This window comes from Pseudomonas sp. RIT-To-2, assembly GCF_029623465.1.
Lineage (GTDB): Bacteria > Pseudomonadota > Gammaproteobacteria > Pseudomonadales > Pseudomonadaceae > Aquipseudomonas > Aquipseudomonas silvicola.
In genome coordinates this window covers 18,472-35,372 of sequence record NZ_JAPYKM010000045.1, presented here as the reverse complement: position 1 = coordinate 35,372, position 16,901 = coordinate 18,472, and the positions used below count along the sequence as shown (strand labels likewise).

14 protein-coding genes and 2 tRNA genes are annotated in these 16,901 nt (G+C 61.6%); 2 read left to right on the top strand and 14 right to left on the bottom strand.

Going from position 1 to position 16,901, the window contains the following annotated elements:
- Position 1: 1 nt before the first annotated feature.
- From QBK88_RS27415 to QBK88_RS27405, 3 genes are all read right to left on the bottom strand, one after another.
- The gene (locus tag QBK88_RS27415) at positions 2-943 is read right to left on the bottom strand and encodes a 2-hydroxyacid dehydrogenase (protein WP_277964511.1); all 942 of its coding nucleotides are present in this window, start codon (positions 941-943) and stop codon (positions 2-4) included.
- Between the two features lie 275 nt (positions 944-1,218).
- Positions 1,219-2,910, bottom strand: coding sequence for an acid phosphatase (gene acpA / locus QBK88_RS27410; protein ID WP_277964510.1), 1,692 nt, complete (start codon positions 2,908-2,910; stop codon positions 1,219-1,221).
- Between the two features lie 275 nt (positions 2,911-3,185).
- Positions 3,186-3,262 (bottom strand) — tRNA-Met (locus tag QBK88_RS27405).
- Positions 3,263-3,536: 274 nt separating this feature from the next.
- Here QBK88_RS27405 and QBK88_RS27400 point away from each other — a divergent pair.
- Positions 3,537-4,757, top strand: coding sequence for an MFS transporter (locus QBK88_RS27400; protein WP_277964509.1), 1,221 nt, complete (start codon positions 3,537-3,539; stop codon positions 4,755-4,757).
- A 34-nt stretch (positions 4,758-4,791) separates the two neighbouring features.
- Here QBK88_RS27400 and QBK88_RS27395 read toward each other — a convergent pair whose 3' ends face one another.
- Positions 4,792-6,144 (bottom strand): Fic family protein, encoded by a 1,353-nt coding sequence (locus QBK88_RS27395; protein ID WP_277964508.1) that lies wholly within the window; start codon positions 6,142-6,144, stop codon positions 4,792-4,794.
- A gap of 105 nt (positions 6,145-6,249) precedes the next feature.
- On the bottom strand, positions 6,250-7,707 hold the full coding sequence (locus QBK88_RS27390) for an amidase (protein ID WP_277964507.1): 1,458 nt from the start codon (positions 7,705-7,707) through the stop codon (positions 6,250-6,252).
- Between the two features lie 152 nt (positions 7,708-7,859).
- Between QBK88_RS27390 and QBK88_RS27385 the strand changes: the two genes are divergently transcribed.
- Positions 7,860-8,780: a LysR substrate-binding domain-containing protein gene (locus tag QBK88_RS27385; RefSeq protein ID WP_277964506.1), complete on the top strand. Its 921-nt coding sequence runs from the start codon at positions 7,860-7,862 to the stop codon at positions 8,778-8,780.
- An 8-nt stretch (positions 8,781-8,788) separates the two neighbouring features.
- Here QBK88_RS27385 and QBK88_RS27380 read toward each other — a convergent pair whose 3' ends face one another.
- The 9 genes from QBK88_RS27380 to QBK88_RS27340 all read right to left on the bottom strand — a co-directional run bounded on the left by QBK88_RS27380 (position 8,789) and on the right by QBK88_RS27340 (position 16,736).
- A complete protein-coding gene (locus tag QBK88_RS27380) occupies positions 8,789-9,661 on the bottom strand; it encodes a restriction endonuclease (RefSeq protein ID WP_277964505.1) in 873 nt (290 codons plus the stop codon).
- 184 nt (positions 9,662-9,845) lie between these two features.
- Positions 9,846-10,946 (bottom strand): redox-regulated ATPase YchF, encoded by a 1,101-nt coding sequence (gene ychF, locus QBK88_RS27375; RefSeq protein WP_277964504.1) that lies wholly within the window; start codon positions 10,944-10,946, stop codon positions 9,846-9,848.
- Between the two features lie 21 nt (positions 10,947-10,967).
- Positions 10,968-11,552: an aminoacyl-tRNA hydrolase gene (gene pth, locus QBK88_RS27370; RefSeq protein WP_158154032.1), complete on the bottom strand. Its 585-nt coding sequence runs from the start codon at positions 11,550-11,552 to the stop codon at positions 10,968-10,970.
- A gap of 145 nt (positions 11,553-11,697) precedes the next feature.
- Positions 11,698-12,297, bottom strand: a complete 600-nt coding sequence (locus tag QBK88_RS27365) for a 50S ribosomal protein L25/general stress protein Ctc (protein ID WP_268145547.1) — start codon at positions 12,295-12,297, stop codon at positions 11,698-11,700.
- A 137-nt stretch (positions 12,298-12,434) separates the two neighbouring features.
- Positions 12,435-13,376, bottom strand: coding sequence for a ribose-phosphate pyrophosphokinase (locus QBK88_RS27360; RefSeq protein WP_008373254.1), 942 nt, complete (start codon positions 13,374-13,376; stop codon positions 12,435-12,437).
- A 48-nt stretch (positions 13,377-13,424) separates the two neighbouring features.
- Positions 13,425-13,499 (bottom strand) — tRNA-Gln (locus QBK88_RS27355).
- A gap of 10 nt (positions 13,500-13,509) precedes the next feature.
- Positions 13,510-14,385 carry a 4-(cytidine 5'-diphospho)-2-C-methyl-D-erythritol kinase gene (gene ispE / locus QBK88_RS27350; protein ID WP_277964503.1) on the bottom strand — a complete coding sequence of 292 codons (876 nt, stop codon included), beginning with the start codon at positions 14,383-14,385 and terminating at the stop codon, positions 13,510-13,512.
- 1 nt (position 14,386) lies between these two features.
- Positions 14,387-15,004 (bottom strand): lipoprotein insertase outer membrane protein LolB, encoded by a 618-nt coding sequence (lolB, locus tag QBK88_RS27345; RefSeq protein ID WP_277964502.1) that lies wholly within the window; start codon positions 15,002-15,004, stop codon positions 14,387-14,389.
- A gap of 4 nt (positions 15,005-15,008) precedes the next feature.
- Positions 15,009-16,736, bottom strand: coding sequence for a tetratricopeptide repeat protein (locus QBK88_RS27340; RefSeq protein WP_268145540.1), 1,728 nt, complete (start codon positions 16,734-16,736; stop codon positions 15,009-15,011).
- Positions 16,737-16,901 lie beyond the last annotated feature (165 nt).

The following is a 16,901-nucleotide window of genomic DNA, read 5'->3' as shown; positions in this document are numbered from 1 at the left end:
CTCAGGGATAGGGAACGGGCGTGAGTACCGGCTGGCCGGCGAAAAAGGCCAGCAGGTTCTGGTTCACCAGGCTCACGGTCGCTTCCGACGCCTGGGGCGAAAGCCCGGCCACATGCGGGGTCAAGACCACGTTATGCAGTGCCTTGAGGGCGTCCGGCACCTGTGGTTCGTCATCGAATACGTCAAGGGCGGCACCGGCGATGGTGCCCTGCTGCAAGGCATCGATCAGATCAGCGGTGGCGATCACGCTGGCGCGGGCAATGTTGATCACAAAACCGTGGGGCCCCAAGGCTCGCAAGGCGGTCTTGTCGATCACATGGCGTGTGCCGGCGCCGCCTGGCGTGGCGATGATCAGGTAATCGCAGCTGGCAGCCAGCTCCACCGGCGTGGCGCAGTAGTGGTAGTCCACGTCCGTGCGCGGGCGACGGTTGTGGTAGCTGATGGACATGTCGAAGCCTCCCGCCCCACGCTTGGCGATGGCCATGCCTACAGCACCAAGGCCGAGAATGCCCAGGCGCGTGCCCTCCAGCGTCGGCCGGCTGAGCTTGCGCCATTCGCCACGGCGCACCGAAGCATCGGCCTGGGGAATATCGCGCACCAATGACAGCAGCAGGGCCATGGCGTGGTCGGCCACAGACGAGGCGTTGGCACCTGCGCCATTGGTCACGGTGATCCCGGCGGCGTGAGCGGCCGCCAGGTCAACCTGCTCGTAACCGGCACCGATCACGCAGATGATCTTCAAGTGCGGCAAGGCCGCCATCTCATCGGCGAAAAAGCCCAGCGGGCCCCGGGTCAGCACGGCAGTGATGCTATCACCATGTTCCTGGATGGCGGCGGCGCGCAGTTCGCGGCTTGGCGCGCGGATCAGGGTGAAACCGCTGTCTTCAAGGATGTGCAGGTAGTCGTTGACGGCTTCGACCAGTACCAGGACCGTGGCGCTCATGAGTGCCCTCCGTGTGGGATGTCATGGGTGATAAAGCGCCGGGTGAATCCTGGCGCGCGAGTGACGCCCCAAGGCTGTGAAAGCAAAGGAAGGCGCAGGCCAGTCAGTATCCCCGAAAAAGCGCGAACGCAGCCTACGGCTTTGGTTTAATGTCAGGTGTTCAGGGTAGGGGGCGATGTGCGGACTCTAGCAGCGGCCGCCAGGCCGCGTCTCAGTCCCCAGTATCACGCACAACGCATGGGGCAGACGCGGCTTTGCGGCAGTTGTGGCGCGGTTCAGAATTTCAGGGCATTGGTCAGGTCACCCATGGGTTTCTGCCCACGCGCCACCATGGCGTCGTCACGCTGCTTGAGGCCGTCCAGGGTCTCCAGCTTGAATACCCGGGTAATCAGCCGCAGGATCGATGCGGTGTCGTACACCGTGTGGTCTACCGTGCCCTTGCGGGCGAACGGCGATACCACCAGGGCAGGGATCCGCGTGCCAGGGCCCCAACGGTCGCCCTTGGGCGGCGCCACATGGTCCCACCAGCCGCCGTTCTCGTCCACGGTCACCACCACCACCATGTTCTTCCACTGCGGGCTGCTGCGCAGCACCTTGAGGGCCGTGGCGATGTGCCGGTCCCCGGCGGCCACATCGGCATACCCGGCGTGCATGTTCAGGTTGCCCTGGGGCTTGTAGAAGGTCACCGCCGGCAGCTTGCCCGCCGCGGCATCGGCGAAGAACCTGTTGGTGCCAGGTTCATCACCCAGGCCACCGTCGCGCAGTCGCTTCTGGCGCTCGGCCGGGTTTTCCGGGCCTTGCTGCTTGAAGTAGTTGAACGGCTGATGGTGGTACTGGAAGTTAGGAATCTTGGGAATGCCACCCGAGTCCTTGAACTCGTCCAGGGTGGCCTGCCAGGCGCCGGCATACCAGGCCCAGTCGATGTTCTTCTTGCTCAGCTTGTCGCCGATGTGTTCGTGGCCCTGGGGTACCAGTACGCTGGGCAGGTCCGGCTTGGAATAGTCCGGGCGCTCGGGGTCGCGGATCCAGGTGGGCCAGTAGGGCGGGGCCATGGTGTTCACGGCGAAACCGTCCGGGGTCAGGGCGCTGGGGCCGAACGCCGGGGCGCCGGTCATGGCACTGGCTGGGGTCTTGTCGAGGGGCTTGAGGCGTGTGTCTAGCGGGTCATCGCTCTGCAGCGTGGCGATCTGCTCCTTGGCCGCCGAGGTGGTGGCGTTGGGGTAGAACGGCGCCGTCGCACTGATCAGGTACTGATGGTTCAGGAAGGAGCCGCCAAACGCACCCTGAAAGAAGTTGTCGCACAGCACGAATTCCCGCGCCACGTCCCACAGGCGCAGGGCATATTGCGTCTGGTCGTAGTAGCCCATGGTCAGGCCGCCGGAGTCGGCCCAGGCAACGAACTGGTCGTTCTTGCCACCGTTGATCTGCATCTGGTTCTGATAGAACACGTGCCACAGGTCGCGGGTGATGACGCCCAGCGGCAGGTCTTCCTTGTTCGGGCCCTTCAGCGCGAACGGCGCGTTGGGCAGGTTTTCCTGGAACTGCACGCCTGCGGCGTAGGTCACCCCATCCACTGCCTGCGGACCGATCTGCAGGGTGCCGCCCCAGGCCGGTGGCAAGGTCTTGAGCAGGCTGCCGTCGCGGTCGCGCTGCTGGTAGTCCTCGGGTTTGAGCGACGACAGAGGCTTTTCCACCCCAGGGAAATTGCCGAACAGGTTGTTGAAGCTGCGGTTCTCGGCGTAGATCACCACCACGGTCTTCACATTGTCGGCCAGCGCCTTGTCCAGGTCGGTGGCCGACAGCGGGTGCTCGTCCGGTTTGCCGGGCTGGTCACTGGCGCTGCCGCAGCCGCTCAGCGCTGCGGCACCGACGCCCAGCACCGCCACGCCACCCAGGAAGCGGCGGCGGCTGGTGTCGGGAAGTTGGGGGGTATTGGCGTCTTTCATCTCGTCGGTCTTGTCGCTCATTACGGCATCCCTGGTCAGGTGCAACAAAATAATTCTGGCGGCGAGGCTAGCAGTGGATTGTGACGGTTTTGCGGCGGGTTGATGTCTGTGGCCCTGGGGCTCAATGAGCTGGGATCATTGAGGGCCGGGCGCGAGCACCATGCCTCACTGATGGAGGTTGCGCCATGGGGCCACGCCTGAAAGAAGGGTAGGAATTTTCCGAAAGCGCCTGGTGGCTTCGATTTTCGAGCCACAAAAAAAAAGAGCCTACCTTTCGGTAAGCTCTTTTTCGTACTTGGTGGCTACACAGGGACTTGAACCCCGGACCCCAGCATTATGAATGCTATGCTCTAACCAACTGAGCTATGTAGCCAAGATGGCGCGCATTATTCCCTCAGAACGAAGATGCGTCAAGCATCTTTTTGAAATTTTTTTACGCCTGATCAAAAGCTTAGCCCAAAACGCACAAAAGGCCACCGCCGCAGCGCGTGCGACAGCGTGGGCCTCACCCCTGGGTCAGACATAATTTGTTTCAGTGTTAGCAATCGCGCACGGAAAAATGGCACATTAGGGATCCTTGCGCTGGCCGTGCACCCGTATGCGGCACGCTGAACAGCGTTCCTCCCTGTTGTCCGGAAGACTGCTCCATGGCCCTCACCCACATTCAACCTGGCGCTACCGCGGCCACCGCAGCGCCGCCCCAGACCAGTCCGCTGGTGATGCGCATCATCGGCGCCTGCGCGCTGGCGCATCTGATCAATGACCTGATCCAGTCGGTGCTGCCGTCCATCTACCCGATGCTCAAGGCCAACTATGGTCTGAGCTTCACCCAGATTGGCCTGATTACCCTGACATTCCAGATCACTGCCTCGCTGTTGCAGCCGTGGGTGGGTTTTTACACCGACCGTCATCCCAAGCCCAACCTGTTGCCCCTTGGCACTATCTGCACCCTGGTGGGCATCGTCATGCTGGCGTTCGTTGGCAGCTTCCCGATGATCCTGCTGGCGTCGGCGCTGGTAGGCATCGGCTCTTCGACCTTCCACCCGGAAACCTCGCGTATCGCCCGCCTGGCCTCCGGTGGCCGTTATGGGCTGGCGCAATCCACCTTCCAGGTAGGCGGCAACGCCGGCTCGGCTTTCGGCCCGCTGCTGGCGGCGGCGTTGATCATTCCGTTCGGGCAGGGCAACGTGGCGCTGTTCGGCATCTTCGCGTTGTTCGCCCTGGGCGTGACCTGGGGGCTGAGCCGCTGGTACAAGGAACACCTGAACCTGTTCAAGGCCAAGAAGGGTGGCCAGGCCACTCATGGCCTGTCTCGGCGCCGGGTCACGTGGGCACTGGTGGTACTTGGCCTGCTCGTGTTCTCCAAGTACTTCTACATGGCCAGCTTCACCAGCTACTTCACCTTCTACCTGATCGAGAAATTCCACCTGTCGGTCGCCAGCTCCCAGATGCATCTGTTCCTGTTCCTGGGCGCAGTCGCGGCAGGCACGTTCTTCGGGGGCCCCATCGGCGACAAGATCGGCCGCAAGGCAGTGATCTGGTTCTCGATCCTGGGCGTGGCGCCGTTCACCCTGGCGCTGCCCTATGTGGACCTGTTCTGGACCACGGTGCTGAGCATCATCATCGGTTTCATCCTGGCGTCGGCGTTCTCGGCCATTGTCGTGTATGCCCAGGAGCTGGTGCCTGGCAACGTCGGCATGATCGCGGGTGTGTTCTTCGGGCTGATGTTCGGCTTTGGTGGTATCGGCGCGGCGCTGCTGGGGCATCTGGCCGACATTCGCGGTATCGAATACGTGTACGGGCTGTGTTCGTTCCTGCCGTTGTTCGGCATATTGACGATTCTGTTGCCCAATACTCGCAAGGTGTGAGCCAACAGCAAGCCCGCATGAAGCGGGCTTGCTGTCAGACAGCTTGCGCAGCTTTCCAGGCAGTGAATTCTGACAGACGCAACCCATAGCGTGCCAACACGCCTTCATGCAACCTGCGAAGCTCTTCGATGATCAAGGCTTGCACATTCGGTTGCTCTGGCGTCGGAACGCTGGCCATGACATGCCGCTCAATGATTGCCATAGCATCTTCGCCAGGGGCGACTACCACCTCTCGGATGGTTTGCTTGATCAAGTTGCGCCACGCCAACCGCAACGGATCCGGTGCTGCCAGTTCTTGGCGAATGGCCAGATACTCCTGCGTGGATCGTTCGTATGCCCATACATAGAGATCCCTGAGAAGCTCCACCCGCGTCAGTTCGTACAGTCCCAGGGTCGCCCTGCTATAGGCCTGTTCAGGTACGTCGAGAAAGGTCAGCGGACACAGATTGGCGCGAAACAGAGGCAGGTTGGCCGCCAGTCGCGAGGTGCGTTTGTTGATGTCTGCAAAGGGTTGCAGGTAGGGAATGTGGACCATGATGAAAAACGATTGCTCGAAGGGGTCTTCAATAGCGGCAGCCTTGGCCAGCACTTCATCCAATGCTTCATCGATCTGCTGTGGGGAGGCCAGTGGGCGGTACACGCTCTGGCCGATTTCCACCCCGTGTTGGCGCACGCGGCCTTCGTCGGCGCTGTTGGGCAGCAGGTTTTCCGAAAGCGCGCTGTGCAAGTTCAGCAATGTGTAGCGATTGAATCCAACACTATCGATATTCTCCACCAGCAACTCGATAGCCGATTTGTGATTCAGGATCATCTGCGTCTCGAGTGTCGCCTTGCCTTGCGCCACTCTGCCGAAGTCAATCAACTCCACCGTATCCAACCGGGTGTAGGTGTTGCCCTCCAGGTGACTGGATGCCCAGGACAAGTCGATCATCAGACGGTTGAGAATGGCGCGGCTATAGGTGCCGGCCGGGGCATGGGCATCAGGGGTTTTGCCAATGCTGTGCAACTGGCGCCGTTGGCTGGCCGACAGATAGAAAGTAGCGTTAGGCTGGTAAGCGTGCAGAAATTCCCGCTGGTAGCCCACTGGTTTACGCGCCTGGAGAGGCTGATATACGTAAGCCAGGATGTCACGGCTGTCGACCGACAAGGGGATGAAGGTGGGAAAGCTGATTTCCTGCGGCGCAGGCCAGGCGGCTTTGGCACTGGCGTGATAACGGCGCGAGGGGCCATTGCCGGTAGGGATCACCTGGCCATTCCTGACTAGTTCGCTAGCCCATCGCTGCGCAGTGCGCCTCGGTACACCCGGGTGTTTTGCCAGCCAGTCGCTCAGCATCAGGCCCGCGGGTGAAGCGTGGATTTCATCGAGCAGGTCGGTCAGTGTACTCATGGCAGTGGCGCGATTTCAGTGAGGAGATGGCGCAATTGTGGCGCGATTATTGGAATCGCGCCACTCCAACGACCTATCGCGCCATAATCGCGCCACACTCCAGCCCTATCGCGCCACCAGCAACGGCGACCGCACTCGCGCAAACCACTGGCTCACCTGTTCGTAGGCATGCGCCACCTGTAGCACCGCCATGTCCGCCTGGGCCCGGCCGATTATCTGAAGCCCCATGGGCAGGCCCTGTTGATTGAACCCCGCCTGTACGTTGGCTACCGGGCAACCGCTGAGCGAACCAGGTATCACGACTTCCATCCAGCGGTGATACGTGTCCATGGCATGGCCGCCGATTTCAGTGGGCCAATGGACGCTTTTCTCGAACGGGAATACCTGGGCGCTGGGCAATAGAAGGTAGTCGTACCGCTCGAACAGCTTGCGGATGGCGCGGTACCAGTCGGTGCGGGTGGCGGACGCCTGGGCGATATCGCTGGCGCTGAGACGCAGGCCATTTTCCACCTCCCAGCACGCCTCGGGTTTGAGCAGCTCGCGTTGGCCGGGTGTGTGGTAGTGCTTGCCCAATGACGCGGCCACCAGCCAGTTGCGCAGGGTGCGCCAGCAGTCCCATAAGCGTGTCGGGTCAAACCCCAGGGTGGCGTGCTCCACGTCGCAGCCCAGTGCCTGAAAATCGCCCAAAGCTTTTTCGCACAACGCCAGTACGCCATTCTCCATGGGCAGGTAACCATTCAGGTCACCCAGCCAGCCTACTCGTGCGCCCTTGAAGTCGCGGCCCAGGGGGGCGGTGAATTCGCTGCCGTCGCCCGCCAGCGACAAAGGCGCGCGTGGATCGTGGCCTGCCTGTACCGAAAGCAGCAAGGCGGTGTCCTGAACAGTGCGACCCATGGGGCCTTCGTAGCCCAGCTGGTCGAAGAACAGGTCGGCGGCATCATCGAATGGCACACGGCCTTGGGACGGTCGAAAGCCGATAATGTTGTTGAACGCGGCGGGATTGCGCAGCGAGCCCATCATGTCGCTGCCGTCGGCCACCGGGACCAGGTGCATGGCCAGCGCTGCGGCCGCACCGCCGCTGCTGCCACCTGCGGTGCGGGTCGGGTCGAAGGCACAGCCGGTAGCCCCGAAGAGCGGGTTGTAGCTCTGTGAGCCCAGGCCGAACTCCGGCGTGTTGGTTTTGCCGATGATGATCGCACCGGCCGCCTTGATGCGCTCGGGCATGATTCCGTCGTGGTCGGGCACGAAGTCGCGGTAGAGGGGCGAGCCCAGGGTAGTGCGTATGCCGCGGGTGAGTGACAGGTCCTTGATGGCATGAGGCAAGCCGTGCATCCAGCCCAGGTATTGTCCCCGTGCCAGTTGGCTGTCGCGCTCGTCGGCCTGGGCCAGTAGTTCGTCGGCCGGTTGCAGGCTGATCAGGGCATTTACCTGTGGGTTGAAACGCTCGATATGCGCCAGGTAGGCCTGCATCACTTCACGGCACGACAGTTCCCGCCCGTGGATCTTGCTCGCCAGTTCGTGGGCGGGTAGCAGCACTACTTCGTCGAGGGATTGAGTATTCATGGCTGACCCTTTTCGGCTGGGAAAACCCATCGGGCGATGGGCTATTGTTGTTGTGCACTGCCGGGATTATCAGCCGGGGATTGCCGGCGCGAAACTTCAATTTTAACATGGCAGCTGTCAGGAAATTTAATAGCCAGCGAGGCCCGGAACGTATGTCCAACCTGCGTTTGCCCCCTCTGAACGCCGTGCGTGCCTTCGACGCAGCCGCGCGCCTGGGCAGCTACGTGGAGGCCGCCAAGGCTTTGCACGTGACCCAGCCGGCGGTGGGCCGGCATGTGAAGTTGCTGGAGGACTGGCTAGGCGTGCAGTTGTTCGAGCGCACCCCACGTGGTGTTGTATTGACCCCCGCCGGGCGCAAATACCACCACAAGATTTCCCGCGCGTTGCAGCAGATCGCCGACGCCAGTGATGCGTTGCAGCCCCACGCCAGCGAACGCTGGCTGCGTATCATGGTGGTGCCCGGGTTGGCCAAGCGCTGGTTGACCCCGCACATCGAAGCGCTGCGCCAGTCGCGCCCCGGGCTGAAGGTGGCCATCGAGCCCAACTCCACGTTCACCGAAGTCGATGCTCGAACCGCGGACCTGGGTATTGCCTATGGCATGCCGGGGCAGTTCGCCAACAGCCGCGCCACTCTTATGTGCCCCAGGGTATTCCCGGTGTGCACGCCCAGGTATCTGGCGAGCATCAAGCCCATTCGCCGGCTGGAAGACCTGATGAAACTGGACCTGATCCACTTCGATGACGGTGAGTGGTGGAACATGTGGTTCAACGCCCTGGGCATTGATTCGAGGTTGTCCTGTGACGTGCTTTACGTCAGCAATGATCATGCGCTAGCGGTGGCCGAGAGCGGGCAGGGTATCGCCCTGGCCAACGAAGTACTGGTGAGGGACGAATTGAAGGCCGGCACGCTTGTGCGTGCCGTGCAGGTAGAGGTGGCGCTGGAGAGCTACCAGTTGCTGACACCCGACGGCCAGATGTCGGCGGATGTGCAATGGTTTTCGCAGTGGTTGAGTGATGCACTGCGCGCCGAGTTCCCGCAGGCATTCGCTGTCGCCGGGCGCGGGCCGTTGTAGGCGCTGGCTTATTTCGAGCGCGCAGCGGCGCTGAAGATAGGGCGAATACCACGGCACTTGGGGTAGTCCGTACAACCCCAGAAGTCGCCGCCGGCGTTGCGGCCGCTGCGGGCCACACGCACCACCATGGTCTTGCGACAGTGCGGGCAGGTCGGGGCGCTGGGCGCTTGTGAGGGCGCAGGCGTCTCCACCTGTGGCTTGGCGACCGGCGCCTGGGGGCTGGTGTCGGATGCCGGCTTCTTCGCCGCCGCGATCCAGCGGCGCAGGCGGGCGCCATCGACCAGTTTCAGGTTGCGCCCACTGGCGAATTCCCGCGCAGGTTCCGTGAAGCGTCCACTGGTCACCACAAAACCACCCACCGCGCCTTCGGCGGCCATGGCACCGTACAGCTCACGCACCACCGGCACGCCCACCTGCAGCGCGCGCCAGTGCTTGCACTGCACCAGGTACTTCTCGCCGTCCTTGCGGGCAATCAGGTCAACCCCGCCATCGGCGCCGCTACCGCCGGTTTCCTGAATGCTGAAGCCCTGGCGGCGCAATGCTTCGCCTACCAGCAGTTCGAACTCCTGCCAGGTGAAATCGTTGACCGCGTGGCCCGTGTTCAGCAGTTCCTGGCGCTTGCGGCGGCCCAGCACGGAGGTAATGGCCCCGATGACAAACACCAGGGGGACCAGGTATTGGCCGATGGCGGCCAGCGTCTTGAACATGCTGTGCATCATCATGGACTGCAGGTGTTGCATGTCATTGGCCACCGCAACGGGGGCTGCGGCCACGCCATGCAGGTAGACACCGAAGGCCACCGCCAGAATCAGGCTGGACCACCAGGGCAGCTTGCTGGCGATGAAGATGAGATCATCGAAGGTGGAGGTTTTCTTGGCCATGTCCGTGGTCTGGTAGGTTATGAATGGATCTGGAATTCCGAGGCGTGCCCCGTGGTTGCCGGCCCTAACTCGCGTAGCAGCGGACCTGGCCGCGTCCAGAGCACCGAACAAGACCAAGTGAGCCGCATCACGAAAAAGCCCCGGCTCATGCGAGACCGGGGCTTTTGGCATTGCCGTAACGCGCTTACACGTTAAACCGGAAGTGCATCACATCGCCGTCTTTAACGATGTATTCCTTGCCTTCCAGGCGCCATTTGCCGGCTTCCTTGGTGCCCGCTTCCCCTTTGTACTGAATGAAGTCGTTGTAGGCGATCACTTCGGCACGGATGAAGCCTTTCTCGAAGTCGGTGTGGATCACACCCGCGGCCTGTGGCGCGGTGGCGCCGACCTTCACGGTCCAGGCGCGTACTTCCTCGACGCCGGCGGTGAAGTAGGTCTGCAGGTTCAGCAGCTCGTAGCCCGCGCGGATCACGCGGTTCAGGCCAGGCTCTTCCAGGCCCAGGGCCTCCAGAAACATGTCCTTCTCTTCGCCATCGTCCAGCTCGGCGATTTCGGCTTCGATCTTGTTGCACACCGGCACCACGATAGCGCCTTCTTCTTCGGCGATGGCGCGGACGACGTCCAGGTGCGGGTTGTTGTCGAAACCGTCTTCAGCCACGTTGGCGATGTACATCACCGGCTTGCTGGTCAGCAGGTGGAAGCCGCGGATGACCAGCTTCTCGTCGTCACCCATGTTCTTCATCAGGCTGCGTGCAGGCTTGCCGTCGGTGAAGTGGGCGATCAGTTTTTCCAGCAGGCCTTTCTGGACCACAGCGTCCTTGTCACCGCCCTTGGCGTTGCGCGCCACTTTCTGCAGTTGCTTCTCGCAGCTGTCCAGGTCGGCAAAGATCAGTTCCAGGTCGATGATCTCGATGTCGCGCTTGGGGTCGACGCTGTTGGAAACGTGAATCACGTTCTCGTCTTCGAAGCAGCGCACCACGTGGGCGATGGCGTCGGTCTCGCGGATGTTGGCCAGGAACTTGTTGCCCAGGCCCTCACCTTTCGACGCGCCGGCCACCAGGCCTGCGATGTCGACGAATTCCATGGTGGTCGGCAGGATGCGCTTGGGATTGACGATGGCTGCCAGGGCGGCCAGGCGTGGATCCGGCATCGGCACGATACCGCTGTTGGGCTCGATGGTGCAGAAGGGGAAGTTCTCGGCCGCGATACCCGATTTGGTCAGGGCGTTGAACAGTGTGGACTTGCCGACGTTGGGCAGGCCGACGATACCGCAATTGAAACCCATGGTGATTCCCTCTTCGTGGAGTCAGGCCTTTTGGCTGTGCAGGTTTTTCATCGCGCGATTCCACTCGCCGGCGAAGATATCCGGCAACACGCCGAGGGCAAAATCGATACTGGCGTCCAGCTTGTCCTGTTCGGCGCGCGGCGCCCGGCCCAGAACGAAGTTGGATACCTGACTGGCCACACCCGGGTGGCCGATGCCAAGCCGCAGACGGTGAAAGCCGTTGTTGTTGCCCAGCTGCGCGATAATGTCGCGCAAGCCGTTGTGCCCGCCATGACCGCCGCCGAGCTTGAGCTTGGCAACGCCGGGGGGCAGGTCGAGTTCGTCGTGGGCCACCAGAATGGCGTCTACCGGAATGCGGTAGAAATTCGCCAAGGCCGCGACGGCCTGGCCGCTACGGTTCATGTACGTGGTGGGGATCAGCAGACGAACATCATGGCCCTGATGGCTGAAACGCGCCGTCAGGCCGAAATACTTGCGATCGGCTACCAGGCTGACGCCGTGTTTGGCAGCAATGCGCTCAACGAAAAGAGCCCCTGCGTTATGCCGGGTCTGTTCGTATTCCTGGCCGGGGTTACCCAGGCCAACGATCAGTTGAATGGCGGTCACGACAGGGGCTCTTCCTTGGAATCGAATTGAACATCGCCACCGGGAGGGCCGGTGGCACGGGTTGGACGAGTCGGTTGTGTAAACTTCGCGATCTCGTCCGCTCATGCTACCGCGATGTCATTACAACTCCGGCGTACCGAGTGAATTACTCGGCAGCGCCTTCTTCAGCTTCTGGAGCTACACGCGGAGCGTGGACGTTGGCGACAGCCAGGTCGTTGCCGTGAGCCAGGGCTACGAACTCAACGCCTTTAGGGGCTTTGAGGTCGGACAGGTGAATGATCGAACCGATCTCGGCAGCAGCCAGGTCGACTTCGATGAACTCAGGCAGGTCCTTGGCTTCGCAGGAAACTTCGATCTCGTTGACAACGTGGGAGATCTCGCCGCCTTTCTTCACGGGTGCTTCTTCGTTGATGAAGTGCACAGGAACGATAGCGGTCAGTTTCTGGCCGGCAACAACGCGTACGAAGTCAGCGTGCAGGATGAACTGCTTGGCTGGGTGACGCTGCATGGCCTTGACCACGACGTTCTGCTTCTTGCCGTCGACGTTCAGTTCGATGATGTGGCTGTAGGCAGCCTCGTTTTCGAACAGCTTGGCGATTTCCTTGGCCAGGATGCTTACGGATTCAGCTTCCTTGTCGCCACCGTAGATAACGGCAGGAACTTGGGAGGCGAGACGACGCAGGCGGCGGCTCGCACCTTTCCCCAGGTCGGTACGCGCTTGGGCGTTCAGAATGAAATCAGTCATTTTACATCTCCAAAATAGCCATCCCCGAGTGACGTTTGCGACCAGCGTCAAAGCGGGGTGGGCAAAAAAGCCCCGCCCCAACGGTATTGTTGGGGCGGGGCGCTTTTCGTCAACGGGGTGTTCGCAGGGCAGGGCCCTTAGCGGAACATCGCGCTGATCGATTCTTCGTTGCTGATGCGGCGGACCGCTTCGGCGACGACCGGTGCGATATCCAGTTGACGGATACGTACACAGGCTTGTGCTGCAGCGGACAGCGGGATGGTGTTAGTGACCACCAGCTCGTCCAGCACGGAGTTTTCAATGTTCTCGATCGCCCGGCCAGACAGCACAGGGTGTGTGCAGTAGGCAAAGACCTTGGCAGCGCCATGCTCTTTCAGGGCTTTCGCCGCGTGGCACAGGGTGCCGGCGGTGTCGACCATGTCATCGACCAGAATACAGGTACGCCCTTCGACGTCGCCGATGATATGCATCACTTCAGAGTGATTGGCTTTCTCACGGCGCTTGTCGATGATACCCAGATCAACGCCCAGGGACTTGGCAACAGCACGTGCACGCACGACGCCGCCGATGTCCGGGGACACGATCATCAGGTTCTCGAAGCGTTGATCTTCGATGTCGTCCACCAGAACGGGGGAGCCGTAGATGTTATCTACTGGAATATCGAAGAAACCCTGGATTTGGTCAGCATGCAGATCCACCGTGAGAACACGGTCGATCCCCACCACGGTGAGCATGTCAGCGACGACTTTCGCGCTGATAGCCACACGCGCGGAACGCGGACGGCGATCCTGGCGGGCATAACCAAAGTAAGGAATCACCGCAGTGATTCGGGACGCTGAGGAGCGGCGGAAGGCATCGGCCATCACAACCAGTTCCATCAGGTTATCGTTCGTCGGAGCGCAAGTCGGCTGAATGATAAAGACGTCTTTACCGCGGACGTTTTCATTAATCTCAGTGCTGATTTCGCCGTCGGAGAACTTGCCGACAGAGACATCACCCAGTGGGATATGCAGCTGACGTACTACACGCCGAGCCAGATCGGGGTTAGCGTTCCCCGTAAAGACCATCATCTTGGACACGCGCAGTACCTGCCGGCTGAGGGTATACCTGGATGAGTATAAGGAAAATGGCAGGGGCGGCTGGATTCGAACCAACGCATGGCAGGATCAAAACCTGCTGCCTTACCGCTTGGCGACGCCCCTGTATCTGTTGCTACGAGTGCCTAGCACCCGTTTCCTGTGACAGACTCTGCAACTTTCGGTGCAACATGGATATGTTGCTGCCTTTGGCTACAAACCCTGTAAGGGTATCTGCAAGAAGGTGCGAAACTTTATCAGCTTCCGCTTTGCTTGGGAAGGCCCCAAACACACAACTTCCAGTTCCGGTGAGTCTTGCTTCAGTGAATTTCTTCAATGAATTCAACGCGTTAAGTACTTCTGGATAACGCCTTGAGACTACCGCTTCGCAGTCATTTCTGCTGTTTCCCTTGGGAACGGGGCGCACTTTAATGGGAAGTGAATCGCGTGTCAACAACGGATCTGAAAAAATTTCTGCTGTACTTACAGAGACTTGCGGAACCAGCACCAGGTACCAGGGTTCTTCGGGCTCCACCGGGGTAAGGATTTCCCCCACGCCCTCGGCGAAAGCCGCGTGGCCGCGGACGAAAACCGGCACGTCGGCGCCCAGGCTCAGGCCCAGTGCGGCCAGGCGGTCGACGTCGATGCCCGCGTTCCACAGGTGGTTGAGCCCCAGCAGTGTGGTGGCGGCATCCGAGCTGCCGCCGCCAATGCCGCCGCCCATGGGCAGCACTTTGCGCAACCAGATGTCGGCCCCCAGGGCGGTGCCCGACAAGTCCTGCAGGTTGCGCGCCGCTTTCACGATCAGGTTGCTGTCGTGGGGCACGCCCTCCATTTCGGTGTGCAGGCGGATTTCGCCGTCCTGGCGCAGGGCGAAATCCAGCTCGTCACCGTGGTCCAGGAACTGAAACAGGGTCTGCAGTTCATGGTAGCCATCGGCGCGGCGGCCAAGAATATGCAGCATCAGGTTGAGCTTGGCCGGGGCGGGCAGGGTCAGGCGTGGCTGGGTCATGTCAGTGCCCCAGTTGCCGTGGTTGCCAGCTCTTGACCACCAGGGTCACGTCCAGGTCGCGACCGTGCAGCTTGATGCGGTCGGGCAGGGCGTAGCCGTTCTGCTCGGTATAGCTCAGGTATTCCACGCTCCAGCCGTCCTGTTCCAGGCTGGCCAGGCGGCTATCGCCGTCCAGGGTGAGCTTGCTCTTGGTGTCGGGAGCGGGCAGGCCGCGAACCCACCAGACCAGGTGCGACACGGGCAGGTCCCAGCCCAGTTGTTCGCCCAGCAGTTGCTCGGGGCTGGTAGCTTCGTAACGGCCCTGGTTGGCCACTTCGAGTACCACCTGGCCCGGGCGCCCTGTGAGGCGCGCGGCGCCACGGCCCAAGGGGCCCGAGAGGCGAATGTCGTAATAATCCTGGCGCTGCAGCCAGAACAGGGTGCCGCTGCCGGAGTCCTTCGGCGCACGAATACCGACCTTGCCGTCGATCTGCCAACCATCCAGTTGGGTAAGTTGCGCCTTATGGGTGCTCCATTGTTGCGGGTTGCCCTGGCCCTGCAGGGCCTCGCGGGAACCAAAGCCGGTACAGCCGGCGAGCAGGGCGATCAGGGTGAACGTAACTACGTGGCGCAAAAACATAAGCTTATAGAGTCTCGGATCCGGTCAGGCGCAGCACGGTGTTGCGCAGGGTAGGGCTCTCGGGTTGTTCTTTCAGGTACTTGGCCCACACCTGACGCGCTTCGCGCTGCTTGCCGTTGGCCCACAGCACTTCGCCCAGGTGGGCAGCCACTTCCTGGTCGGGGAAGCTGTCCAGCGCTTTGCGCAGGTAGGTCTCGGCTTCGTTCAGGTGCCCCAGGCGGTAGTTGACCCAGCCCAGGCTGTCGAGCACGGCGGGGTCATCGGGGTTGATCTTGTGGGCCCGCTCGATCAGGTCCTTCGCTTCGCTGTAGCGCGTGGTACGGTCCGACAGGGTGTAGCCCAGGGCGTTGAGGGCCATGGCGTTGTCGGGTTCGCGCTTGATGATGGCACGCAGGTCGGCTTCCATCTGCGTCAGGTCATTGCGCTTTTCGGCCAGCATGGCGCGGGTGTACAGCAGGTTCAGGTCGTCCGGGTAGAGCGTCAGGGCCTTGGCCAGCAATTGCCACGCGGCTTCCTGTTGATCGTTGTTGGCCAGGGTTTCGGCTTCCACCAGATAAAGCTGGATGGTGTAGTCAGGCTGCGCTTCACGGGCGGCCGCCAGGCGCTTGCGGGCCTCGGCCACACGGCCGCTGGCCATGAGGATGTCGGCCTGGCGCAGTTGCGCGGGCAGGTAGTCGTTGCCGCCGCCCACTTGTTCGTATTCGGCCAGCGCGCCCTGCGGGTCGCCTTTTTCCTCGGCGATGCGGCCCAGGTTCAGGTGCGCCGAGTCGACGTGGGCGCCACGGTCCACCAGTTCCTGCAGGTAGCTGGCGGCTTCGTCCCAGGCCTTGGCTTCCAGGCACACGAGGGCCAGGGAGTAGCGCAGTTCGTCATCCTCGGGGTACTGCTGAACCAGGCTGGCGAACTGCACCTTGGCATCGGCCATGCGGTTCTGTTCCACCAGCATGCGCGCGTATGTCAGGCGCAGGCGTTTGTCGTCGGGGTTCTGGCGGATGCTTTTTTCCAGCAGGGGCAACGCTTCCTTGCCACGGTCGAGCAATTGCAGCAGGCGCGCGTGCAGCAGGATAGGGGCGATCTCGCCATTTTGTGGCGGGTGGTCTTCCAGCAGTTTCAGCGAACCCTGGTTGTCGCCGTCCTGTTGCAGCAGCAGGGCCTTGCCGAAGATCAACTGGTTGTTGTCCGGGTATTTGGCCAGCAGGCGGTCAAAACTTTGCAACAAACCGTTGCGGGTGTCCTGGTCGGTGTCGGCCGCCGACAGGGCCAGGAAGTCGAAATGGGTGTCGCCCTGGCCCTGCAGGACTTTCTCCATGTACACCATGGACTCGTCGTAACGGCCATTGCGCGCCAGTTGAATAGCCGCGGCACGCTGGGCGTCGAGGTCCTTGGGCGCGTTTTTCGCCCACACCAGCGACGTGTCGAGGGACGCCTGGTCGGCGCCCACGTACTCGGCGATGCGGAAGGCGCGCTCGGAGACGCCAGGGTCCTGGGTCTTGTTGGCCTGATCCACGTAATTGCCCAGCGCAATGTCGAAGCGATTGCGCTGGCCGGCCAGCTCCGCCGTCAACAGGCTGAACACCGTGTCTTCGGTGAACGAACCGTACACCTGCGGTTTTTCCGCGGGTTTGGGCGTGCTGTCCTGCACGGCAACGGTGTCTTGGTGCTTGCCGGGTGGCCAGGCCTGACAGCCGTTGAGCAAGACAAAAGCGAGGAGCAACGCGGAGGATCTATTCATAGGGACTTTTGGCGACTTACCTGCGGTCGGATCATCATGACACAAGCCTGTGGGCAAACCCATAAGCGATGGCATCTGCGGGGGTAGACTATTAGGACAATAGACTGCGGTAGTTGTTCTGGGGCGGACTAAGTAGGACAATTGTCGGCTTATCTACATCATCAG